This is a genomic window from Arthrobacter phoenicis (genome assembly GCF_047238215.1).
Taxonomy (GTDB): Bacteria; Actinomycetota; Actinomycetes; order Actinomycetales; family Micrococcaceae; genus Arthrobacter.
Genome location: NZ_JBDFMK010000001.1, coordinates 1,674,347 through 1,697,015 on the forward strand (window position 1 = coordinate 1,674,347; position 22,669 = coordinate 1,697,015).

Sequence of the window (22,669 nt, forward strand, 5' to 3'; positions counted from 1 at the left end):
CCGTTGTGACTACCTCACCCCGAACTCCTTCGCACCGGGAGGACAGCGGCACGGCGAACACCCGGCGCGTCCTCAGCGGGCGCTATGAGCTGGGTGAGCTGATCGGCCGCGGCGGCATGGCGGACGTGTACCGCGGACTCGACACCCGGCTGGGCCGGACCGTCGCAATCAAGCTGCTGCGGCCGGACCTGGCCCGCGACCCGCAGTTCCAGGCCCGGTTCAAACGCGAGGCGCAGGCCGTCGCGGCCCTGAACCATCCCTCGATTGTGGCCGTGTTCGACACCGGGGACCATCCCGTCCCCGGCGGCCACGACGATCAGGTCAGGGTCCCGTACATCGTGATGGAGTACGTGGACGGCAGGACCATCCGTGACCTGATCCGGGCCAAGGACGTCACCATCGACCAGGCCGTCGACTTCGCGCTGGGCGTGCTGTCCGCGCTGGAGTACAGCCACCAGGCCGGCATCGTGCACCGGGACATTAAACCGGCCAACGTCATGTATTGCCCGGACACCAACAGCGTCAAGGTGATGGACTTCGGCATCGCCCGGGCCATGGCTGATTCCTCGGCCACCATGACCCAGACTCAGGCCGTGGTGGGGACCGCCCAGTACCTGTCGCCTGAGCAGGCCCGCGGCGAGACCGTGGACGCCCGGAGCGACCTGTATTCGGCCGGCTGCCTGCTGTACGAGATGCTGACCGGACGCCCGCCGTTCGTCGGCGACAGCCCGGTGTCCGTGGCGTACCAGCATGTGCGGGAGATCGCGGAGCCGGCCAGCAGCCTCAACCCGGAGGTCTCGCCGGCACTGGACAGCGTGCTGGCGAAGGCACTGCAGAAGAACCGGGCGGACCGCTTCCAGGACGCGTCCTCGTTCCGTCAGGCGCTGCGCGCGGCGCGCAACGGCGTCGGCGTCGCGGCCCTGCCGAGCAGCGAGGCACCCACCGACCCGACGAACACCGTCGAGTCGCCGGCCGACGTGCCCACAGCGGCGTTCGCCCTGACGGGCGCGAAGTTCCTTGACGATGCCCCCACCGGGCGGCTGTCCCTGGACGGGCACGACGACGGCGGGGCCGCGGTCGGCGCCCTGGAGGTTCCGGACAGCGGCGGCATGCCGTTGGACCTGCCGGCCGAACGCGAGCCCAGCAGCCAGCAGAAGTCCAGGCGGCGCATGTGGATCGCGACGCTGATCATCTTCACCCTGCTGGTCCTGGCCGGCGGTGGACTGTGGCTGTACAACATGGTCAACCAGCAGCCGGCGCCGGTGGCCAAGGTTGATGTGCCGTCCGTGGCGTCGCTTAGCGAATCCGAGGCGCTGCAGAAGCTCTACAACGTTGGCTTCAAGCCGCAGATCAGCCGCGTCCAGCACGAGACCATTCCCAAGGGCACCGCGGTGGGAACCGTGCCGTCGGCGGGCAGCAGCCTGGAGCGGAACTCGGACATCACGCTGAATATCTCCGAGGGGCCCAGCGTCATCAAGATTCCCGCGGACCTGCCCGGCCGGACCGAGGCGGACGCCCGCGACGTGCTGCGGCGGACCGGACTGACTGGCGCGCCGAAGACCACGCTGAATAACAGCGCCACCGTTCCTGCCGGGATCGTCATCACCACCAACCCCGCGCCCGGCCAGAGCGTGGCGGTGGGAAGCACGGTCGAGATCATCGTCTCCACCGGCAAGGTGGCGGTTCCCCAGCTCGTCGGCCTGCCGCGGGCCGAAGCGGAGGCTGCACTGAAGAACGCGGGCTTGAACGCCAATGTCACCGAGGTGGAGAACTCCCAGGTCGACCCTGGCAAGGTAACGGGCCAGAGCGACGCCGCGGACTCCACCGTGGAGCAGGGTAAGACCATTACGGTGACCGTGGCGAAGGCACCCGCGCCGACACCGACGCCCACACCCACCCCGACTCCCACCAAGACGGGCAAGGACTCCGGCAACAACAGTTCCGGCGGACTCCTCGGCGGCCTCTGACCATGGTTTAGTGCCGGACCGGCCTAGTCCGTGTCCGGGTTAGCCCTTGTCCGGGGTGGCGCCGGATCGGGTCAGTGCTTGATCAGCGGGCTCAGCACGGCGGCCCGCTCGGCGGCACCGGCCATGCCGAGGGACTCCAGCCAGTTGCCCAGCATCAGATAGCCGCCTTCGGTCAGGACCGATTCGGGGTGGAACTGGACACCGCAGAGCGGCGCGGAGCGGTGCTGCAGGCCCATGACGACGCCGGTGCCGGTTTCCGCGGTGATCTCCAGCTCGGCCGGGATGCTCTCGCGGACTGCGGCCAGGGAGTGATAGCGGGTGGCGGTAAACGGAGAGGGGAGCCCGGCGAAGACGCTGCCGCCGTGGTGTTCCACCAGTGAGGTCTTGCCGTGCATCAGCTCGGGGGCGTGGGTGACGGTCCCCCCGTAGGCCTCGGCCAGGGCCTGGTGCCCGAGGCAGACGCCGAGCATAGGCTTGCTGTGCTCCCCGCACCACTTGATCAGGTCGATGCAGACGCCGGCTTCCGCGGGGGCACCGGGGCCTGGGGAAATGAGCACGCCGTCGCGCGCTTCGGCCATCTCAATCGCCTCGGCCAGCGTGACGTCGTCGTTGCGGACCACCGTGGTCTCCGCGCCGAGCTCCTGAAGGTAGCCCACCAGGGTGTAGACGAAGCTGTCGTAGTTATCCACGACCAGGATCTTGGTTGCGCTCATGGTTGCCGTGCCGTGCCAATCGTTGAATCTGTGAACGGGCCGAATTGCGCCATCCACGGGAAAAGGAACTGAACCATCAATACCAGTACCCCGGCCAGCAGCACCAACGCCGTGACGATGCGCAGCCAGAGGGGGCCGGGGAGGTGGTGGAAAATCCAGGCGTACATATCTCAGCCGCCCTCTCTGGTCCGGGCCACCTGGGCCGCGATCTCCGCGGGTGGTCCGGCGGACGCCGGCTGCCAGCCCTCCATGGTCGAATAGGCGACGAAGCGCTCCTGCGAGCCGAACCGGGGGTTGCAGCTGGTGAGGGTGAGGTAGCGGTCCCGCGGTGCCACTCCGGGCCGGGTGGGCACCGGAAGCAGCACGTCCACGGCCGTGGGCAGGACGATCTGGCTGTTGCGGAACACGTAGGTGTAGTAACCGTCGCGGGTTTGGATGTAGATACGGTCGCCGGGGACAAGGCTGTCGATGGCATCCAGTACGGCCCCGTGGGTCTGCCGGTGGCCGGCGAGGGCGACGTTGCCCACGCCGCCGGGCATCGCCGTCCCCTCGTAGTGGCCGAGGCCCAGGGAATCCAGCACCGCCGTCGTCGTTCCCTGCACCATGGGCCGGGTGTACGTGGCGCCAAAGCGCGGGATATAGACGACGCCGATCGTACTGCCGGGCGCAGGCTCCGCGGCGACCATCGGCTGGCCCGGGGACGGCGGGGCAGCGGAGGCAGGTGGGGCGGCGGGGCCGTCGAGGGACCGGGCGAACTCGGCGACGGCGGCCTGCTGGCGGGAATCGGCGTCGACGTTGGTCCACCAGAGCTCCCATGCGACGAACAGGAGGAGCACCGCACCCGCGGTCACCAGCAGTTCTCCGCCAATCAGCAGCACCCACCGGCCCGGCGAGCGGCTCCCTGAGTCACGTGGCGTTGCGGGCGTGGCTGACGCTCCCGATGCATCTGAAGGGTGTCCGGACTCCGCTTTCTGCAGCAGCACCGTGATTCCTCCCTATGCATCCGCGGCGTCCGCGCGGTTGTGTCCTGAATAACAGCTAGAATTGTGGGGATTTAAACCCGTCCACGATTGCTCAGTCCGCCGGCTTTTCTTTTTTGCAGGATATCAAGCCGCCGTTCGCGCATCGTCAGCCGCCCGCCAAGGAGGACCCGTGCCCGAGTCGAAGCCCCGAAAGAGGTCTGCCGCACCCGAGCAGACTCCCGCCGCGGAGGCCTACAAGCCGAACCCGGTGTGGTTCAAGCCGGTGATGTTCGGCCTGATGATCATCGGCCTGCTGTGGATCATCACGTTCTACATCAGCGAAGGCACCCTGCCGGTCAAGGACTGGGGCGCAGGCAACATCATCGCCGGCTTCGGCATCGCCATCGTCGGGTTCCTGATGACCACCCGCTGGCGTTCCTAGCCCCTTTTCGACCTCCTAGACCGGCACCTTGTGTGCCGGTCTGTTGGTTTAAGGCCGGGCTTCCTCCCGCGCCTTGCGTCCCCGGTTATAACGTCAGCGGCTCCCGCTAGGCTCGGAGTCATCCCGGACAGGAGAATCCCATGAGCACCGAACCCCACACCACCACCGGCGCCACCGCAACCGGTGGAACGGTCATCGGCGACGACGGCCTGGCCCGTCCCCTGTGGGCTTCCTCCGATCCCATGCTCCGGGACTATTACGACACCGAGTGGGGTCTCCCGGTCCGCGATGAACAGGGCCTCTACGAGAGGATCAGCCTGGAGGCGTTCCAGGCCGGCCTGTCCTGGGCAACCATCCTGCGCAAGCGTCCCGCCTTCCGGGCGGCCTTTGCCGACTTCCACCCAGACACGGTTGCGGAGTTCACGGACGGCGACGTCGAACGCCTGATGCAGGATGCCGGCATCGTCCGCAACCGGCTCAAGATCCAGGCGGCGATTACCAATGCCCGCGCCACCGTTGAACTGCGGAACGACGGCGGACTGGTGAACTTTGTGTGGGGTTTCCAACCGGAGTCGACGCCTGAACCGACGGCGCTGCACCACATCCCCACCACCTCACCCGAGTCTGTGGCCCTCTCGAAGGCCCTCCGCAAGCGCGGCTTCGCCTTTGTGGGCCCGACGACGATGTTCGCGCTGATGGAGGCGATCGGCATGGTCGATACCCACCTCATGGACAGCCACCGCCGGGGCAGTTCCGGAGTGTGGCCCCGGTAGGGGGTCTCTGGGTCCACTGGGCCCCAAACTTCCATGGGGTCTGCGCCGCTCCAACACCGCTCCTCCAAACGCTTCGCCCGTCCGGACAGGCAGCCGCGCAGCACATAAATCACTCCGAATCTTCATCCCCAGCTGTGCACAAGAGGCACAAAGTTATCCACAGGCTGTGGATCCAATGCGTGGATAACCGTGGTCGTCGCACAGATTCGGGCCGACTCGCGGGCTTGTGGGGATCCGATTGTGAATTACGTCGGCAGGCTTACAGGACTGTGAGTTATTAACACTGTGGAAACGGCTGTGGATAAGGCGCGAGGTTTGTCAGCGGGACGGGACGGCCGTGCATGTGTCGAAGGAGTTCGGATTCGGACGTCCGCTTGAACCCCAAAGCTTCTCCTAGGACCCGCCTAGCTGGCCTCGATAGCCTCCAATCAGCCAGGCCCCACAGCCGCGTGCAGTTTATCCACTCCGAGTACCCACAAGTTATCCACAACTGGGGATAACGGGTGCACTGCCCTCTTTTCCGGCGTCAACAGGGCCGGAGAGGCGGGGCCGACCAGAGAGTAACTAGGCTGTCGAGTTATTAACACTGTGAAAAAGGCTGTGCATAAACGCCATAAATCTGATCTATAACCCCAAGTCAGGGTGCATTCGGTGGATTTCGGCTTGGATCGGCCCTCAACGCCCACGAGTTGTCCACTTACCCACACAGGATTCCCCAAAAGTTATCCACAGCTGTGGAGGAGCCGGTGTGTAACTGTTACCAAGCGGCTTAAATCCGCCAACACGAGCGGCTCAAGGGCAACACCGCACCTGAACTACACGCCTGTAAGTTACCAACAATGTGGATAAGCCCTGTGGAAAAGCGGTCGTCCGGCTACTGAAGAGCCCATCCCTCCTGTCGACCAGGAGTAACGGACGGCGGATCCGCTACGCTTCCGGACCACCGCACCCGGATCCATGGCGCCCCCATCCGGATCCGCCGCGGAAAGGGGAGGGTTCCCTAGGCTCAGAGACAGCACCGAGAGAGTGGAGAGGCAGAAATTGATCCACAGCGCCGGAATCAGCAGCGGAGTCCGGGACCGGGAGCGTGCGGCCGCACAGGCCAAACTCTGGCAATAAAGGCTGTCGAACCCGTCGTCAGCAGAGAGGTATCGCGGAGACCGCTACGATTTCGGACCAGCGCATGCCGGGTCCGGGGTGCACCGGTCCGAAATCGGCGCAAGAAAGAGGATGCGGTGCGCCGGCCCGAAACTGGCGCGAAAAGAGGGGCGCGAGTCTGGCTGGAGTTGGCGCCGCAACTGGAGAAGAACCCGCAGCCCGCCCTCAGCTACACCGGCAGGGCTGCAGTCGTGGCGGCGCGAACGGCGGTGGCGGCGACCAGGAGCCCCACCACCACCAGGAGGCCCAGGAACTGGAGTACGCCCTGGCGCCGACCGCGGGGCACATAGGCAATGGCGGCCGCGCAGAGGGCACCGGTGACCAGGCCGCCGAGATGGGCCTGCCAGGCAATTTGCGGCACTACGAAACCGATGACGGCGTTGATCGCGATCAGGACCCAGAGTTGCCGGGTGTCACCGCCGCGGCGGCGCTGCACCACCAGCATGGCGCCGAAGAGGCCGAAGATGGCCCCGGATGCGCCGACCACGCCGGCCAGTTGCTGGCCGGGAACGTACGCCGGGGTGAGGAGGTAATAACCGACCGAACCGCCGACGGCGGAGATCAGGTAGAGGGCCAGGAAGCGGATCCGCCCCAGCAGGGGCTCCAGCGCCTGGCCAAAGATCCACAACATGTACATGTTCAGCAGGATGTGGAGGATGAAGCCCTGGGAGTGTAGGAACGCGGAGGTCAGCATCCGCCAGGGTTCGAACGCCCCGAATTCGGGGGTGGCGTAGACGGTGGCGAAAGCCAGGTTCTGATAGACCCAGTCGTTCGGCACGATCCACTGCAGGACATAGAGGATGGCGCAGGCGGCGATGATGCCCAAGGTGGCCAGCGGCCGGCCGGCCGCGGCAACCCCGCCAAAGGCGGAGCGGACCTGCGGCGCGGAGCGCTGGGCTTCGTTGACACAGTCAACGCATTGGAATCCGACGGCGGCCGCCCGCTGGCAATCGGGGCATGCCGGACGCCCGCACCGCTGGCACCGCACATAGGCGGGCCGGTCGGGGTGGCGGGGGCATACCGGGACGTCTGCGGACGGCTCGGCCGACGGGATTCCGTAGCTCATGGCGGAAGTTAGAGCTTTTCGACGTCGATGCTGTTGATGACGACGTCTTCAACCGGACGGTCGCCCATGCCGGTGCGGACACCCTCGATGGCGTCAACGACCTTCTTCGACTCCTCGTCGGCCACCTCACCGAAGATGCTGTGCTTGCCCTGCAGCCAGCCGGTGGGGATGGTGGTGATGAAGAACTGGGAGCCGTTGGTGCCGCGGCCCATCTGGATGCCGGCGTTGGCCATGGCGAGCTTGTAGGGCTCGTTGAAGTTCAGTTCCGGGTGGATCTCGTCGTCGAACTTGTAGCCCGGTCCGCCGATGCCGCGGCCCAGCGGGTCGCCGGCCTGGATCATGAAGTCCTTGATGATGCGGTGGAAGATCGTGCCGTTGTACAGCGGCGTGCCGGTCTTGTCCTCGCCCGTTTCCGGGTGGGTCCAGGCCTTCTCACCGGTGGCGAGGCCGACGAAGTTGTCCACGGTCTTCGGCGCGTGGTTGCCGAAGAGGTTGACGACAATGTCGCCCATGCTGGTGTGAATGGTTGCTTTTGCAGTTGCGATGGCAGTCATGGGCCTATTCTTCCACGGCGCTGTCCGGCGTACAGGGGCGCGGGCTGAGTTCCGCGCTGGGTGAAATCGCCGCGAAATAAGGGCTGGGAATAGCCGGTGGAGTTCCGGCCACGTAGGCTAACTGCAGAACCGTCACATTAATCGGGAGGTAGTTGTGAAGAAAACGGACCGTATTGCCCGTGAGCTGGAGCACTCGGTGTCCAGCGCCGTGGAAAACGCCAAGGATTGGGCCACCCCCCGGGTGGAGGCAGCCGTTGACTGGGCCGTTCCGCGCTTGCAGCAGGGCCTGGATACCGCTTCCCCGAAGATCCAGGAGGGCCTGAAGTCCGCGGCCCACAACCTGGCCGACGGCGTCGCCACCGTCACCCCCCGCATCCAGGACGGTCTGGCCCAGCTTGCGCCGAAGATCCACGACGCCGTCGACGCCGCCACCCCGCGGCTGCACGACGCGCTGGACAAGGCCACCCCGGTGATCGCCAACGCGCGTGACCGCGTCGTCGTTGAGTACCTGCCGAAGCTCTCGGACCAGATCGGTGCCGCATCCGACGCCGTTCACCGCACCCTTGAAGGCGCCCCGGCCCACGTCGACGCCGTCGCCCAGCGCCTCGCCGACTCCGGCGTCGTACAGAACGTGCAGGAACAGGCACAGGCTGCCGGCAAGCAGATCAAGGCTGCCGCCTCCGACGCCACCCGCGCCGTGACCGGCGAGGTCGCCAAGCAGCAGAAGCCCAAGCACCGCGGTTTCCTGATCTTCGGCATCATCACCGCCGCCGTAGCAGCTGGCGTCGCCGCCTGGAAGGCGTCCAAGCCGGTCGAAGACCCGTGGAAGACCCCGAGCCCGGTGAAGCCCGCCACCCCGGCACCGGTTCCGGCCACCACGGTCACCGAGGTCAAGGAAGAGGCGAAGCACGCTGCCTCCAAGGCCGCCGACGCCGTCGGTTCCGCCACCTCCGCCGCCGCCGACAAGCTTGGTGACGCATCGTCCAAGGTCGGCGACGCCGCCAAGGAAGCCACCGACGCCGTCGCCAGCAAGGCTGACGAGGCGGCTAAGGAGCCCGAGAAGTCCGATGCCGACAAGAAGGTCGCCAAGGACGCCAAGACCGCGATGAACAACATTGCGGCCAGCCTGAACGACGAGGGCAAAACCAAGTAAGCACCGCTGTTGCCATCCATTGGGCGGCTGCAGCCACACAGGGAGGGTCACCGCCGCGGGCGGGGCCCTCCCTTTGTTATGCCGATCCGCCGGGGTCCCAACCCGCCCGGATGCTAAATTTGGGGGGATGTCACGCGAAGAGTCCCAGCTGGGTTCCCCCGACGATGCAGCGCTGCCGCCTGCCGTCTCCATCGTCATCCCGGCGTACAACGAGGAAAGCGTGATCCGGCAGTGCCTCATCGCTGCCGTCTACCAGTCCGTTCCGGCGCACGAGATCATCGTGGTGGACAACATGTCCAAGGACCGGACCGCCGACATCGTCCGGCAGATGCAGCTGGAATACCCGGAGAGCCGGATCCTGCTGATGAGCCAGGACAGTGATCAGGGCCTGATTCCCACGCGGAACTTCGGTCTGAACCACGCCACGGGCGACGTGCTCGGACGGATCGACGCCGATTCGGTCCTGGAACCGGACTGGGTGGAACAGGTGCAGAAGGCCTTCGCCGATCCCTCAGTCGCCGCCGCCACCGGTCCGGTGGTGTACTACGACATGCCGATGCGCCGCTTCGGGCTCAAGGCCGACGACAAAATGCGGCAGCTGATGCTCAAGCTCGCCAAGCACCAGTACCACTTCCTGTTCGGCTCCAACATGGCCCTGCGCCGCTCGGCCTGGGAGACCATCAAGGGCGAGACCTGCCGGGATGAGCGGGACGAGATGCACGAGGACATCGACCTGTCACTGCACCTTGCCGACCACGAGCTCCGGATCCAGTACTGGCCGCAGATGATCTCCGGGATGTCCGCCCGGCGGCTCGAAGACTCGCCCCGCGACTACCGCTACTACGTCACCCGCTTCGACCGGACCTACAAGGCCCACAACGTCAAGAAGATGGCCCTCAAGGCCCCCATGGTGGTCTTCTTCTCGGTGTACTTCCCGGCCAAGCTGCTGCGCGCCCTGCACACAGTGAACACGGCCCAGCCCGTGCGCCGCGGCGGCCAGTAGCCGCAGTTAATTCCGTACGGGTTAGTCCGTACCCAGCTCCGCCAGTCTGGCCGCACTCCGCCGCACAGCGCGTGAACGGCGCTGGCCGAGGACCACGACGGCGAGTCCCACCAGGATCATGGCCAGCCCCACGTACGTGCCGGCGGGCAGCTTCTCACCCAGGAACGCGGCGGCCAGCAGGGCGGCTCCCGGGATCTCAAGCAGGATGATCATGGACACCAGCAGGGGGCTCATGGTGGCCAGCAGGTGGTTGAAGGCCGTGTGGCCCACGAGTTGCGCGCAGACGGTAATGGCGAGGATTCCCAGCCAGCCAGCGGCCTCGAAGCCGCCCAGGGGCTGTCCGCTGGCCAGCGCCAGGACGGCGACGACGGCGGCGCACATTCCGTAGCAGAGGCTGGTGTAGACGCCGGTGCTCATGGTCTGCCGCGCCTTGCCGCCGGCGAGGGTGTAGACGCCGGCCAGCATCCCGCCGGCGACGGCCAGGAGGTCCCCGGTGAGCGCGTGCGGGGAGGTCCCCATGTCGAAGCCGGTAATGGCCACCACGCCCGCGAATGCCAGCCCCAGCCCGGCCAGGACCTGCCAGCCGTGCCGGACGCCGCGGAACATCTGGAAGACGGCGATCCAGCCTGACTGCAGGCAGACCAGCGCGGTGGCGGCGGCCACGGACGTCAGCTGCAGGGAGGTGATGAAGCAGGCGAAGTGCAGGGCGAGGGCGACGGCGGCCGCCAGGGACCAGCGGAACTCCGCGGCGGTGACGCGGCCAAACTGCCGTGGCTGACGGACCAGGACGGGCCCGGCCATGACTACGGCGCCGATGGCGTTCCGCCAGAACGCGACGGCAAGGGCGCTGACGGTGGTGGCGCCCAGCGTCGCGGCAATCAAGGGGCCGGAGGAGGCCACACCAAGGACGCCCAGGGCGGCGAGGAAGAAGGTCACGCCTCAACCCTAATGGGCGTACAGCGGTGGCCCGTGCCTTGGCGGTATGCGGGGCTATAGGACAAAACGTGTGTATGGATTGGGCCTGCTTCCCAGTGACGGCGGGGGAAATCAGGGGTAGCTAAGCTTTGAAAGCTTAGGGTGGCTGGGGTGCTTGCATATCTCTGGAATGTTCGATCTGCGGTCGACCGCTGGTTCGGAACGGAAAAACGGCGGCCGGGAAGCAGCGGTACCGGTGTCTGTATTGCGGGGCTAGCCGCTCGGGTGAACGCCCGGATGTGAGCCGGCGCGCGGAGCTGGATGCTTTTCTGGGCTGGCTGCTGGGCACGGGCTCGCAGACGTCGGCTGCCTCGTTTGGCACTGCCCGGTCGTTCCGGCGCCGCACAGCATGGTGTTGGAATATCGCCCCCTCTATTCCGGCGACGGGCGAGATCTATGACCAGGTCCAGATCGACGGGATCTACGTCGGGTCATGGTGCTGCCTCATCGCGATCGCCGGAGAGCACGTGATCGGCTGGCAGTGGTGCGACACTGAGAAAAAGGCCGCCTGGGCCGCTTTGCTTCAACGCTTCCCCGCACCGCGGGTGGTGATCACCGATGGTGGTTCCGGGATCGCGGCCGCCCTGTCCGATTGCTGGTCAGATACCGCGGTGCAACGCTGCCTCGTCCACGTTCAACGCAACGTACGCACCTATCTGACCAGCCGCCCGCGGACCGAGGCGGCCAGGGCCCTACTGCGGTTGGGGCGGGCTCTCACAAGGATCAGCACACCTGCGCAGGCCGCGGCGTGGCTGGGCCACCTCAACGACTGGCACCAAGACCACGGTCACCTCGTCCGGGCCCGCACCTACCGCACCGCGACCACCATGGCACCGGCATGGGTCCGGTCGAACCAGAGCTGGTGGTTCACCCACGACCGGCTTCGAAAGGCCTACCGCCTCCTGGAACGGCTCAGCCAGGCCGGGACGCTGTTCACCTACCTCCGCCACGAGTTCGCCGGACTCGACATTGCCGCCACGACCAACCGGATCGAGGGCGGCACGAACGCCCAGCTACGACTGATCCTCCGGGCCCACCGAGGGATGAGCGAAAAACACCAGAAACGGGCCATTGAGTGGTACCTCTACCTGCACAGCGAAACCCCGGTCCCGCCGTCACAGCTCATCAAATCGCAACACCACACGCCCGCACGCCGCCCTGCTCAAACCACCCTTGAGCAACCCCACGGGCCGGAGCAATACGGCACCGCAGCCACCGCAGAAGAAGGCCTCTGGGCCCGGACGGGCTGGGCAGGACGCCCCTGACACACCCGGGATTTACACACGTTTTGTCCTATAACCCGGTATGCGGGGAAGATGAAGCTTAAAGCAAAAGTCCCGGCCAGCGTTTCCGCTGACCGGGACTTCTCGATGGTGGAGGCACGGGGACTCGAACCCCGAACCCCCTGCTTGCAAAGCAGGTGCGCTACCAATTGCGCCATGCCCCCATCGGAGCAACCCACCAATCCGGCTAGTCGACCGTGTCGGTCGATTCGCTCCAGATTGCTTTCCGGGCTTCGGCTTCCTGCACTTTCCTGTAGACCAGGACGCCTGCGAGCGTAGCTGCCAATACCAGCAACTTCTTCACATGCACCCCGTTCCGGTCCGCTTTCGCGTTCCTTTACAAGAACCAGTACAGGTTCCGTGGGCGTACCAGGACTTGAACCTGGGACCTCTTCGTTATCAGCGAAGCGCTCTAACCGCCTGAGCTATACGCCCCGATGCCTCATCGGGCCGAGATATGACTTTACAGCACATCCCGGCCCGATCTCAAATCGAGGCATTTACCCGCTAAATCACGGGCAAAACGGGTATTTCTAGTCGTCCGTGAGGGTCACACCGATGCCGCCCACCAGGGTGGCAGCGATGTTGTACAGCACCGCGGAGAGCATCGACAGGGCGGTCAGCAGGACCACATTAATCACGGCGATGATGACCGCGAAGGAGGCCACCTGGCCCAGCGAGGCCACCTTCTTCAGTTCCAAGCCGCCGCTCTCGGACCCTGCGAGGGTGCCGAGGAGGCCGTCGACCTGGTCGAAGATGCCGGTGAGGTCCAGGACGGTCCACAGCACGATCGCGGCGACCACCGTAACGATGCCGAGGGCCACCGAGAGCAGGAAGGACATCTTCAGCACGGACCACGGGTCAACCTTGCTCACCAGCAGGCGGGCGCGGCGCACCTTGGCCTTGGGGGCCGGCTTGACCAGTCCGGGCTGTCCGGGACGCGCACCGGCCGATTCCGGGCGGCTGGCCTGGCCGGCCGGACGCTGGCCGGGTACCGAGGGGCGCTGCCCCGGGACGGAAGGCCGCTGGCCGGGGGCCGCGGGACGCTGGCCGGGGCCCGCGACGCCGGGGCGCTGCTGCGGACGCGACGGCGCGTTCACCCGGGGAGCCGCCGACGGCTGCCGTGCGTTGCCGGGGCCACTGCTCGACTTGGGATAGGAGTCGGAATTGCTCACGGGTTACCTCCGGGGTTGTCTTCGTCCAGCTCGGCATCCCCTGATGACTCATCTGACTCCGGGGCCGGTACTGATGTTGTATCTCCGGACCCCTCGCGGACTCCGTTTTCTCCAGCCAACGTTACGTCATCCGGCAGCGTAGCCTCATCTCCGGCGTCGCCATCGGCTGCTGTTTCCTCGGATTCGAGGCCGCGTTCGCTGTTGCGGGCAACGGCGATGATGCGGTCGTTCTTGTCCGGCTTGGCGAAGATGACGCCCATGGTGTCGCGGCCCTTGGCAGGCACGCCGGCAACGGACGAGCGGACCACCTTGCCGCCTTCCATCACCACCAGGACCTCATCCTCTTCCTGGACGATCAGGGCGCCGACCAGGTGTCCGCGCTCCTCCTGGTACTTGCCCACCTTGATGCCGAGGCCGCCGCGGCCCTGGAGGCGGTATTCCTCCACAGCCGTGCGCTTGGCGAAGCCGCCCTCGGTGACGATGAAGACGAAGGAGCCGTCCTGGACGACATCGGCCGCGAGCAGCTCATCGTCCTCCCGGAACTTCATGCCCGTCACGCCGGAGGTTGCCCGGCCCATCGGGCGCAGCGCCTCGTCGGTGGCGGTGAACCGGATGGACTGGCCCTTGCGGGACACCAGCATCAGGTCATCGGTTTCGGAGACCAGCTGGGCCGAGACGAGCTCGTCGCCGTCCCGCAGATTGATGGCGATGACGCCGGCGGACCGGTTCGTGTCGTAGTCCTCGAGCCGGGTCTTCTTCACCAGGCCGCGCTTGGTGGCGAGCACCAGGTACGGGGCGTGCTGGTAGTCGCGCAGGTCCAGGACCTGGGCGATGTGCTCGTCCGGCTGGAACGCCAGCAGGTTGGCCACGTGCTGGCCCTTGGCGTCGCGAGCGGCCTCCACCAGTTCGTACGCCTTGGCCCGGTACACGCGGCCCAGGTTGGTGAAGAACAGCAGCCAGTGGTGGGTGGTGGTGACGAAGAAGTGCTCGACGACGTCGTCGCCGCGCAGCTGGGCGCCCTTGATGCCCTTGCCGCCGCGCTGCTGGGAGCGGTAGTTGTCGCTGCGGGTGCGCTTGACGTAGCCGCCGCGGGTGATGGTGACGACCATTTCCTCTTCGGGAATGAGGTCCTCGATCGACATGTCGCCGTCAAAGCCCATCAGGACCTTGGTCTTGCGGTCGTCGCCGTGCTTGGCCACGATTTCGGCCAGTTCGGTGCTGATGATTTCGCGCTGGCGGGCCTCTGAGGCAAGGATCTCGTTGTATTCGGAGATCAGGGCCTCGAGTTCGGCGTGCCGGTCCTGGATCTTCTGGCGTTCCAGGGCTGCGAGCCGGCGCAGCTGCATGTCCAGGATGGCCCGGGCCTGCAGTTCATCGATCTCCAGCAGTTCCATCAGGCCGTCGCGTGCGGCCTCGGTGGTGGTGGAGGCGCGGATCAGGGCGATGACCTCGTCCAGGGCATCCAGGGCCTTGAGCAGGGCGCGCAGGATGTGCGCTTCCTCCTCCGCCTTGCGCAGGCGGTACCGGGTGCGCCGGGCGATGACGTCCATCTGGTGCGTGACCCAGTGGCGGATGAAGGCGTCGAGGCTGAGCGTGCGGGGCACGCCGTCGACGATTGCCAGCATGTTCGCCGCGAAGTTGTCCTGCAGCTGGGTGTGCTTGTAGAGGTTGTTCAGCACCACCTTGGCGACGGCGTCGCGCTTGAGCACGATCACGAGGCGCTGTCCGGTGCGGCCCGAGGTCTCGTCGCGGAGGTCGGCGATGCCGGAGATCTTGCCGTCCTTGACCAGCTCGGCGATCTTGATCGCCAGGTTGTCCGGGTTGGCCTGGTACGGCAGCTCGGTGACCACCAGGCAGGTGCGGCCCTGCAGTTCCTCGACGTTGACGACGGCGCGCATGGTGATGGAGCCGCGGCCGGTCCGGTAGGCGTCCTCTATGCCCTTGTGGCCCAGGATGGTGGCGCCGGTCGGGAAGTCCGGGCCCTTGATCCGCTGGATCAGTTCCTCGAGCAGCTCCTCGCGGCTGGCGGTCGGGTTGGCCAGGTACCACTGCACGCCGTCGGCGACCTCGCGAAGGTTATGCGGCGGGATGTTGGTGGCCATGCCGACGGCGATGCCGGAGGACCCGTTGACCAGAAGGTTCGGGAAGCGGGCCGGCAGAATGGTGGGTTCCTGGTTCTTGCCGTCGTAGTTGTCCTGGAAGTCGACGGTTTCCTCGTCAATGTCCCGGACCATTTCCATGGCGAGCGGGGCCATCTTGGTTTCGGTGTACCGCGGGGCGGCGGCGCCGTCGTTGCCGGGAGAGCCGAAGTTGCCCTGTCCCAGCGCCAGCGGGTAGCGCATGGTCCAGTCCTGGATCAGGCGGACCAGGGCGTCATAGATCGCGGTGTCACCGTGCGGGTGGTACTGGCCCATGACCTCGCCGACCACGCGGGCGCATTTGTTGAAGGAGCGGTCCGGGCGGTAGCCGCCGTCGAACATCGCGTAGAGCACGCGCCGGTGGACCGGCTTCAGGCCGTCGCGGACATCCGGCAGCGCGCGGCCGACGATGACGGCCATGGCGTAGTCGAGGTAGGAGCGCTGCATTTCGGTCTGCAGGTCCACCTGCTCCACGCGATCGGTGAGCACATCGGTATCAAGGACGTTGCCTTCGAGCACGGGCTCCGCGCCGGATTCGGCGGGGACTTCCGGTGTTTCGTCACTCATAGTCTATATTTTCCGTTTCAGGTATATATCGGTTCCGGGATATGAAGTGGCGATGCCGCTAGATATCGAGGAACCGAACGTCCTTGGCGTTCTGCTGGATGAAGTTTCGGCGGGATTCCACGTCCTCGCCCATGAGCACCGAGAAGATCTGGTCGGCCGCGAGGGCATCGTCCATGGTGACCTGCAGCAGTGTCCGGTGCTCGGGGTCCATGGTGGTGTCCCAGAGTTCGGTGTAGTCCATCTCGCCGAGGCCCTTGTAGCGCTGGATGCCGTTGTCCTTGGGGATGCGGCGGCCGGCGGCCTGGCCGGACACCAGCTTGGCGTCGCGTTCCCGGTCGCTGTAGACGTAGTCGTGCGGGGCGTTGGACCACTTGATCCGGTACAGCGGCGGCTGGGCGAGGTAGACGTAGCCGTTTTCGATCAGCGGGCGCATGTAGCGGAAGAGCAGGGTCATCAGCAGCGTGGTGATGTGTTGGCCGTCGACGTCGGCATCGGCCATCAGCACGATCTTGTGGTACCGCAGCTTGGCCAGGTCGAAGTCCTCGCCGATGCCGGTGCCGAAGGCGGTGATCATGGACTGGACTTCGGCGTTGCCGAGGGCCTTGTCCAGGCGGGCCCGCTCCACGTTCAGGATCTTGCCGCGCAGCGGCAGGATGGCCTGCGTCTCGGGGTTGCGGCCGCGCTTGGCGGAGCCGCCTGCCGAGTCACCCTCCACGATGTAGACCTCGCACTTCTGCGGATCCTTGGACGAGCAGTCGGAGAGCTTGCCGGGCATGCCGAAGGATTCCAGCGGGCTCTTGCGGCGGGCGTTGTCGCGGGCCTTGCGGGCGGCCATGCGGGCCTGGGCCGCGGAGATGGCCTTGCGGATGACGTCGCGGGCCGGCCCGGGGTTGCGCTCCAGCCAGTCGCCCAGTCCGTCGGTGACGACTCGCTGGACGAAGCCCTTGACCTCGGAGTTGCCCAGTTTGGTCTTGGTCTGGCCTTCGAACTGCGGCTCGGACAGCTTGACCGAGATGACGGCGGTCAGGCCCTCCCGGATGTCGTCGCCGGTGAGGTTGTCGTCCTTTTCCTTGATGATGCCCTTTTCGCGCGCGTAGCGGTTGATCAGGGAGGTCATCGCGGCGCGGAAACCCTCTTCGTGGGTGCCGCCCTCGTGGGTGTTGATGGTGTTGGCGTAGGTGTGGACGCTTTCGGAGTAGGCGTTGGTCCACTGCATTGCCATTTCCAGGGCGATGTGCCGCTCGGTGTCCTCGGTTTCGAAGGCGATGACGTCCTCGTGGACGACGTCGACCTTCTTGCCGGAGTTGAGGTGCTTGACGTAGTCCAGCAGGCCGTCGTCGTACTGGTAGACAACGGTGTGGAATTCGGCCGGAACCTCGCCCTCGGTTTCGACGGCGTCGAGGTTCAGGTCCTCATCGCCGGAGGTCTCCGATGCGGTGCGTCGCTCGTCGGTCAGTGTGATGCGCAGGCCCTTGTTCAGGAACGCCATCTGCTGGAACCGGGCCCGGAGGGTTTCGAAGTCGAATTCCGTGGTCTCGAAGATGCTGCCGTCCGGGTAGAACGTCTGCGTGGTGCCGGTCTCGGAGGTCTCTTCGCCCTTGATCAGCTCGCCCTGGGGCTTGCCGCCGTCGGCGAAGGACATCCGCCAGACGTGGCCCTGCCGGCGGACCTCGGTGTCGACGCGGCTGGAGAGCGCGTTGACCACGGAGATGCCGACGCCGTGCAGGCCACCCGAGACCGCGTACCCGCCGCCGCCGAACTTGCCGCCGGCGTGCAGGATGGTCATGACGACCTCCACCGTGGGCTTGTGTTCGGTGGGGTGCATGTCCACGGGGATGCCGCGGCCGTTGTCGACCACCTTGACACCGCCGTCGGCCTGCAGCACGATCTCGATGTGGGTGCAGTACCCGGCCAGCGCCTCATCGACCGAGTTGTCCACCACTTCGTACACCAGGTGGTGCAGGCCGCGGGGTCCGGTGGAGCCGATGTACATGCCCGGACGTTTCCGGACTGCCTCCAGGCCCTCAAGAACGGTGATGTCGCTGGCCCCGTATTCGCGGGGAGTGACCGTTTCGGCGGCCGCGGCCGCGGCCGCCTGGCCGGTTCCGTCCGCGGTGTCCGCTGCCGGGATTTCTGCATTGTCGTTAGCCACAGGCGCTTTCGACTCCTCTATGTTCGTTGAAGGCCGGCCGCGGCCGTCTCCAAGGAAACAGCCACTGCCAACGGGCACGTCACTGACGGCGCCGGCGGCATGGCTGGCCGGGACCGATTCCGCGCAGGGAAAACCGCGTCGGAAACGGACTCAGTCGACGTTGCATCGGCGCCCAGTTATCTTCCTTGATTCTATCGTGTTATAGGGCCGAAACCCGCATTCTGGCGGGGTAAACGCGGGTGTAATTGCCGTTGAGAGGCCACTGGCCCCGCCTGGAATGCTCCCGGGGTGTTCCGCATGGGTTCCTATACCGAACCGGGGCGTCTGAGCGCCCTACACGCCGCTTGTGGATTTTTCAATGGTTTTGGAACAACTGCTTCATACCCTCGGACCGCGGTGCCGTTGGAAAGCCTAAGGGTGTGGCGCGGCGTGCGGCCTAGCCGTAGGTGTCGCGGGGGCCGCGGCCGTTGACGGTGCGGGCACCCTTCCGCCAGCTGGGTGCGGCCGGGCCCAGGACCTGGATGCTGGTGACGACGCCGTCGCCGAGTTCCACACGGAATTTCTCCAGCAGGCTCAGGCTGAGCAGGCGGAGCTGGGTGGCCCAGGCGGTGGAGTCGCAGCGGACGTGAAGGGTGGTGTCGGTGAAGCTTTCGGGGGTGCAGTGCGCCGAGATTTCCGGTCCGACCAGCGCCGGCCACTGTGCCATCACCGAGCCCACGGCCACCGGGGAGGTCCAGCCGCGTTCGGCGACCAGCCGGCCCACCACCTTGCCCAGGCCCAGGGGGTCCCGGCCGTTGCCATGGAACTGGCTGAAGCCCCGGGTCCCGGCGCCGCGGGCGGGTTTCTGGGTGCTTCCGGGTTTCGGCGGCGCCTTGCGCCGGATCTCGCCCCGCGCGGCCGCGGCGTCACGCATGCGATTGAGGGCCGCCTGGGCGGCGTCAATGTCGTCGGGGTCGCGGCCGGGCTGCAGCCCGCCGTCGGTGTCCTTATTCATCGCCTGTCACTTGTGGCTTGTCCGGCTCATCGATGCCTCCCGGAATGACCTTCACCCGCCGGCCGGCCAGTTCCGCCGGGATATCGCCCTCGACGGCGGCGGTCACCAGGACCTGCTCCGCGCCGGAGACTATAGCGGCCAGTTTACGCCGGCGCTGCACGTCGAGTTCGGCAAACACGTCGTCGAGGATCAGGATCGGGGCCGATCCGCCGGTGCGGGCGTCGTCGAGCATGACGTAGTAGGAGGCCAGCCTCAGCGAAAGGCACATGGACCAGGTTTCGCCGTGCGAGGCGTAGCCCTTGGCGGGGGCCCGGCCCAGGGTCAGGTCCAGGTCGTCGCGGTGCGGGCCCACCAGGGAGATGCCCCGTTCGAGCTCACGACGGCGGGACGCCGCGAAGGCACGAATGTACCGTTCGGTGAGCTCCTCCACGCTCAACCGGCGCAGGTCCTCGACCTGTTCCGCCGGGGCGGCGGCCGCGGCACCGTAGCCGTCGCCGTCGTCGTCGACGATTCCGTCCAGCGTGGAGCGGTACACCGCACCGGCTTCCTTGGACCCGTCCGTGAGCTGGGCGTAGGCACTTTTCAGGTGCGGCAGCAGCAGTTCCACGAGTTCCAGGCGCGCATGCAGCAGCTCGGCGCCGGCCCGGGCCATGTGCTGGTCCCAGACATCCAGGGTCGCCTCGTGCCCGGCGGTGAACTTGCCCGCCCGGCCGGACTTGAGCAGCGCGTTGCGCTGTTTCAGGACCCGGTCGTAGTCGCTGCGGGTGGCGGCATGCCGCGGCATGAGGCTGACCAGCAGTTCGTCGAGGAAGCGGCGCCGGTTGGACGGGTCGCCCTTCACCAGGGCCAGGTCCTCGGGCGCGAACAGCACCGTCTGGCAGATCCCCAGGATGTCACGGGCCCGGACCGGGTTGCTGCGATTGATCCGGGCGCGGTTGGCCCGCCCGGCGTTGAGCTCCAGCTCCAGCACCGTGGACTGTTCGCCGCGGACCAGGCGGGCCCGGATCATGGCCCGTTCCGCGCCGAAGCGCAGCAACGGACCGTCCGAACTGACCCGGTGCGAGCTCAACGTGGCGAGGTACCCGATGGCTTCCATCAGGTTGGTCTTGCCGATGCCGTTGGACCCGACAAGGACCGTGACCCCGGGCTCGAGGCTCAGGTCAACCTGGGCGTAGCTGCGGAAATCCGTCAGCGAAAGCTTCTCTAGGTACACGCCGGGGTCAGGGTCCTGAAATTACTTGGCGGGCCGGGTGGCGTGTCCGCCGAACTGGTGCCGCAGCGCGGAGACCATCTTCATTGCCGGCGAGCTGTCCTCGCGGGAGGAGAACCGGGCGAACAGCGCGGCCGTGATGGCGGGGGCGGGAACGGCGTTGGCGATGGCCTCTTCGACGGTCCACCGGCCCTCACCGGAATCCTCGACGTAATCGGAAATCGACTCCAGTCCCGGGTCCTCATCGAGGGCCTTGACCATGAGGTCAAGCAGCCAGGAGCGCACCACGGTGCCCTTCTGCCAGGCGCGGAAAGTGCCGGGGAGATCGGTGACGATGTCCTTGGCGGCCAGGAGTTCGTAGCCCTCGGCGTAGGCCTGCATCAGGCCGTACTCGATGCCGTTGTGGACCATCTTTGCGTAGTGGCCGGCGCCGACGCCGCCGACGTGGACGAAGCTGTCCGCCCGGTCACCTTCCGGACGGAGCGCATCGAAGACCGGCAGGGCGCGCTCGATGTCGGCGGCGTCGCCGCCGGCCATCAGGCCGTAGCCGTTCTGCAGGCCCCAGACACCGCCGGAGACGCCGCAGTCGGCGAAGTGGACACCCTTGGCGGCCAGCGCGGCGGCGTGCTTCTGGTCTTCGGTAAAGCGGGAGTTGCCGCCGTCGATGACCAGGTCACCGGCCTCGAGCTTGTCGCCGAGTTCGGTGATGACGGCGTCGGTGATGTCTCCGGCGGGGACCATGACCCAGATCAGCCGGGGAGCCGGAAGCGCGGCGATCAGTTCGTCGATGGTGGCTGCGTCGGTGACCTCGGGGTTGCGGTCGAAACCGGTGACCTCAACGCCGCCCTTCCGAAGCCTTTCGCGCATGTTGAAGCCCATTTTTCCAAGGCCGATCAATCCAATGTGCACGGGGAACTCTTTTCTGCGCGGTGGTACGGGTAAAGCGGTGGGGCCTAGTTCGGCAGGCGGACGGGCATGACCAGGTAGCGGTAGTCGTCCTGGTCCTCGCCGTCGGCGTCTTTCTGGGCCGTGATCATCGCCGGCTTCGGTGCCGTGGTGAAGGAGAAACGCACGAATTTCGTCTCGATGACGCTGAGGCCTTCGATCAGGTAGTGCGGGTTGAAGGCCACGGTGATGTCCTCACCGGTGAGCTGGGACTCGAGCTCCTCGGAAGCCTGGGCGTCCTCGCCGGTACCGGCATCGAGGTGCAGCTGGCCTTGGGTGAACGCGAGGCGGACCGGGGTGTTGCGCTCGGCCACGAGGGACACACGCCGCACGGCCTCGACCAGTTCCTGCGTCTGCACGGTGGCGTGGATGGGGGTGGAGTCCGGGAACAGCGAACGGATCTTCGGGTAGTCGCCGTCCACCAGCAGCGAGGTGGTGGTGCGGCCGCCGCTTTCGAAGCCAATCAGCCGGCTGTCATCGTCGGCCAGGGCCAGGTGGATGTCGCCGCTGCCACCGAGGGTCTTGGCCACCTCGTTGAGGGTCTTGGCCTTGACGAGCGCGCTGGTGGAGATGCCCGGGGTGGCGGGCTTCCACGGAACCTCGCGCATGGCGAGGCGGTAGCGGTCGGTGGCCAGGAGGGTGATCAGGTCATCCTCGATCTCCATCCGGACCCCGGTCAGGATCGGCAGGGTGTCGTCCTTGCTGGCCGCGATGATGACCTGCGACACGGCCTGGGCGAAGGCGTCGCCGGGGACGGTGCCGCTGATCGGCGGCAGTGCCGGCAACGGCGGGTATTCGGTTTCCGGCATGGTGGCCAGGTGGAAGCTGCTTCGGCGGCAGGAGAGGGTCACCTTGTTGCCATCGGTTTCGATGTCAACCGGCGCGGACGGCAGGCTGCGGCAGATGTCCGCGAGTAAGCGGCCGGAAACCAAAATGGTGCCCTCGGTGCTGATGTCGGCCGGAATTTCCAGCCGGGCGGAGGTTTCGTAATCGAAGCTCGAGAGACTCACGGTACCCGCCTCAGCTTTGAGCAGCAGGCCGGACAGTACCGGAACAGGCGGCCGCGGAGACAAGGACCGGGCGGTCCAGGTCACTGCCTCGGCCAGGACATCCCGCTCGACTCTGAACTTCACGGAAGGGTGCCGCCTTTCATTGCTGCTGACATCGCTGGAACGGACCGGCCGGCGGGTGCCGAAGGCGCCGCCGGAGCTGGTCTGTGGTGGTCATGCGGTTCCCCGGACGACGTGTCCTGGATGCGCCGGCACGGCGCTGGGACACGGTGGGACCGGGGATGGACGCACAGCAGACAGCTTAGCCCCAAGATCCGGGTTCTCCCATCCCCGGCTTACATCGCTGTGGTTTTGGCCGGGCCCTCAGTTCGGCCTGGGCCGGACCGCGGTGGGGTGGAGGGAGATTGTTGTTTGAGGGAATTTCATTTT

At 66.5% G+C, this 22,669-nt stretch carries 20 protein-coding genes and 2 tRNA genes; 6 read left to right on the forward strand and 16 right to left on the reverse strand.

The genetic code is table 11. The features are described 5' to 3' along the window. The first annotated feature begins 5 nt into the window (after positions 1–5). A complete protein-coding gene (pknB, locus tag ABC337_RS07840; RefSeq protein WP_412884446.1) occupies positions 6–1,967 on the forward strand; it encodes a Stk1 family PASTA domain-containing Ser/Thr kinase in 1,962 nt (653 codons plus the stop codon). A 71-nt stretch (positions 1,968–2,038) separates the two neighbouring features. On the opposite strand, the gene ABC337_RS07845 is transcribed toward pknB, so the two are convergent. Genes ABC337_RS07845 through ABC337_RS07855 form a run of 3 tightly spaced genes read right to left on the reverse strand, consistent with a single transcriptional unit; the run spans position 2,039 to position 3,558 of the window. Next, positions 2,039–2,680 (reverse strand): aminodeoxychorismate/anthranilate synthase component II, encoded by a 642-nt coding sequence (locus tag ABC337_RS07845; protein WP_290257092.1) that lies wholly within the window; start codon positions 2,678–2,680, stop codon positions 2,039–2,041. Further along, entirely contained in the window at positions 2,677–2,847 is a 171-nt protein-coding gene (locus ABC337_RS07850) for a hypothetical protein (protein WP_412884445.1), read from the reverse strand. The genes ABC337_RS07845 and ABC337_RS07850 overlap by 4 nt, the downstream gene beginning before the upstream one ends. Before the next feature lie 3 nt (positions 2,848–2,850). Continuing rightward, positions 2,851–3,558, reverse strand: coding sequence for a class E sortase (locus tag ABC337_RS07855; protein WP_412884444.1), 708 nt, complete (start codon positions 3,556–3,558; stop codon positions 2,851–2,853). A gap of 274 nt (positions 3,559–3,832) precedes the next feature. Here ABC337_RS07855 and ABC337_RS07860 point away from each other — a divergent pair, with 274 nt between their 5' ends. Beyond that, on the forward strand, positions 3,833–4,084 hold the full coding sequence (locus tag ABC337_RS07860) for a cell division protein CrgA (RefSeq protein ID WP_412884443.1): 252 nt from the start codon (positions 3,833–3,835) through the stop codon (positions 4,082–4,084). Positions 4,085–4,224: 140 nt separating this feature from the next. Next, entirely contained in the window at positions 4,225–4,857 is a 633-nt protein-coding gene (locus tag ABC337_RS07865; RefSeq protein ID WP_412884442.1) for a DNA-3-methyladenine glycosylase I, read from the forward strand. Positions 4,858–6,184: 1,327 nt separating this feature from the next. Here the strand turns inward: ABC337_RS07865 and ABC337_RS07870 are convergent. After that, entirely contained in the window at positions 6,185–7,081 is an 897-nt protein-coding gene (locus tag ABC337_RS07870) for a rhomboid family intramembrane serine protease (protein ID WP_412884441.1), read from the reverse strand. Positions 7,082–7,089: 8 nt separating this feature from the next. Continuing rightward, on the reverse strand, positions 7,090–7,635 hold the full coding sequence (locus ABC337_RS07875) for a peptidylprolyl isomerase (protein ID WP_290257097.1): 546 nt from the start codon (positions 7,633–7,635) through the stop codon (positions 7,090–7,092). Positions 7,636–7,789: 154 nt separating this feature from the next. Between ABC337_RS07875 and ABC337_RS07880 the strand changes: the two genes are divergently transcribed. Together ABC337_RS07880 and ABC337_RS07885 are read left to right on the forward strand one after the other, a co-directional pair. Continuing rightward, positions 7,790–8,788 (forward strand): hypothetical protein, encoded by a 999-nt coding sequence (locus ABC337_RS07880; RefSeq protein ID WP_412884440.1) that lies wholly within the window; start codon positions 7,790–7,792, stop codon positions 8,786–8,788. 127 nt (positions 8,789–8,915) lie between these two features. Then, positions 8,916–9,791: a glycosyltransferase family 2 protein gene (locus ABC337_RS07885; RefSeq protein ID WP_412884439.1), complete on the forward strand. Its 876-nt coding sequence runs from the start codon at positions 8,916–8,918 to the stop codon at positions 9,789–9,791. Between the two features lie 21 nt (positions 9,792–9,812). Here the strand turns inward: ABC337_RS07885 and ABC337_RS07890 are convergent, their stop codons facing one another. Continuing rightward, on the reverse strand, positions 9,813–10,727 hold the full coding sequence (locus tag ABC337_RS07890) for a DMT family transporter (protein ID WP_412884438.1): 915 nt from the start codon (positions 10,725–10,727) through the stop codon (positions 9,813–9,815). 176 nt (positions 10,728–10,903) lie between these two features. On the opposite strand from ABC337_RS07890, the gene ABC337_RS07895 reads away from it, so the two are divergent. Continuing rightward, the gene (locus ABC337_RS07895) at positions 10,904–12,031 is read left to right on the forward strand and encodes an IS1249 family transposase (RefSeq protein ID WP_412893304.1); all 1,128 of its coding nucleotides are present in this window, start codon (positions 10,904–10,906) and stop codon (positions 12,029–12,031) included. A 106-nt stretch (positions 12,032–12,137) separates the two neighbouring features. Here ABC337_RS07895 and ABC337_RS07900 read toward each other — a convergent pair. The 10 genes from ABC337_RS07900 to dnaN all read right to left on the reverse strand — a co-directional run bounded on the left by ABC337_RS07900 (position 12,138) and on the right by dnaN (position 22,363). Next, positions 12,138–12,213: transfer RNA gene (locus tag ABC337_RS07900), tRNA-Ala, on the reverse strand. 23 nt (positions 12,214–12,236) lie between these two features. Then, positions 12,237–12,359 (reverse strand): DLW-39 family protein, encoded by a 123-nt coding sequence (locus ABC337_RS07905; RefSeq protein ID WP_412893221.1) that lies wholly within the window; start codon positions 12,357–12,359, stop codon positions 12,237–12,239. 51 nt (positions 12,360–12,410) lie between these two features. Then, positions 12,411–12,484 (reverse strand) — tRNA-Ile (locus ABC337_RS07910). Positions 12,485–12,582: 98 nt separating this feature from the next. Then, on the reverse strand, positions 12,583–13,224 hold the full coding sequence (locus ABC337_RS07915) for a DUF3566 domain-containing protein (protein WP_412884436.1): 642 nt from the start codon (positions 13,222–13,224) through the stop codon (positions 12,583–12,585). Continuing rightward, positions 13,221–15,929 (reverse strand): DNA gyrase subunit A, encoded by a 2,709-nt coding sequence (gyrA, locus tag ABC337_RS07920; RefSeq protein ID WP_412884435.1) that lies wholly within the window; start codon positions 15,927–15,929, stop codon positions 13,221–13,223. Before gyrA ends, ABC337_RS07915 begins: the two co-directional genes overlap by 4 nt. A gap of 58 nt (positions 15,930–15,987) precedes the next feature. Further along, positions 15,988–18,081, reverse strand: a complete 2,094-nt coding sequence (gene gyrB / locus ABC337_RS07925) for a DNA topoisomerase (ATP-hydrolyzing) subunit B (RefSeq protein WP_412884434.1) — start codon at positions 18,079–18,081, stop codon at positions 15,988–15,990. Between the two features lie 436 nt (positions 18,082–18,517). Beyond that, positions 18,518–19,075 carry a DciA family protein gene (locus ABC337_RS07930; protein WP_412884433.1) on the reverse strand — a complete coding sequence of 186 codons (558 nt, stop codon included), beginning with the start codon at positions 19,073–19,075 and terminating at the stop codon, positions 18,518–18,520. Next, a complete protein-coding gene (gene recF, locus ABC337_RS07935) occupies positions 19,068–20,288 on the reverse strand; it encodes a DNA replication/repair protein RecF (RefSeq protein ID WP_412884432.1) in 1,221 nt (406 codons plus the stop codon). Before recF ends, ABC337_RS07930 begins: the two co-directional genes overlap by 8 nt. Before the next feature lie 21 nt (positions 20,289–20,309). Continuing rightward, positions 20,310–21,194, reverse strand: a complete 885-nt coding sequence (gene gnd / locus ABC337_RS07940; protein ID WP_412884431.1) for a phosphogluconate dehydrogenase (NAD(+)-dependent, decarboxylating) — start codon at positions 21,192–21,194, stop codon at positions 20,310–20,312. A 44-nt stretch (positions 21,195–21,238) separates the two neighbouring features. Then, complete coding sequence (gene dnaN / locus ABC337_RS07945; RefSeq protein ID WP_290257108.1) at positions 21,239–22,363, reverse strand: DNA polymerase III subunit beta; 1,125 nt, start codon at positions 22,361–22,363, stop codon at positions 21,239–21,241. Between the last annotated feature and the right edge of the window lie 306 nt (positions 22,364–22,669).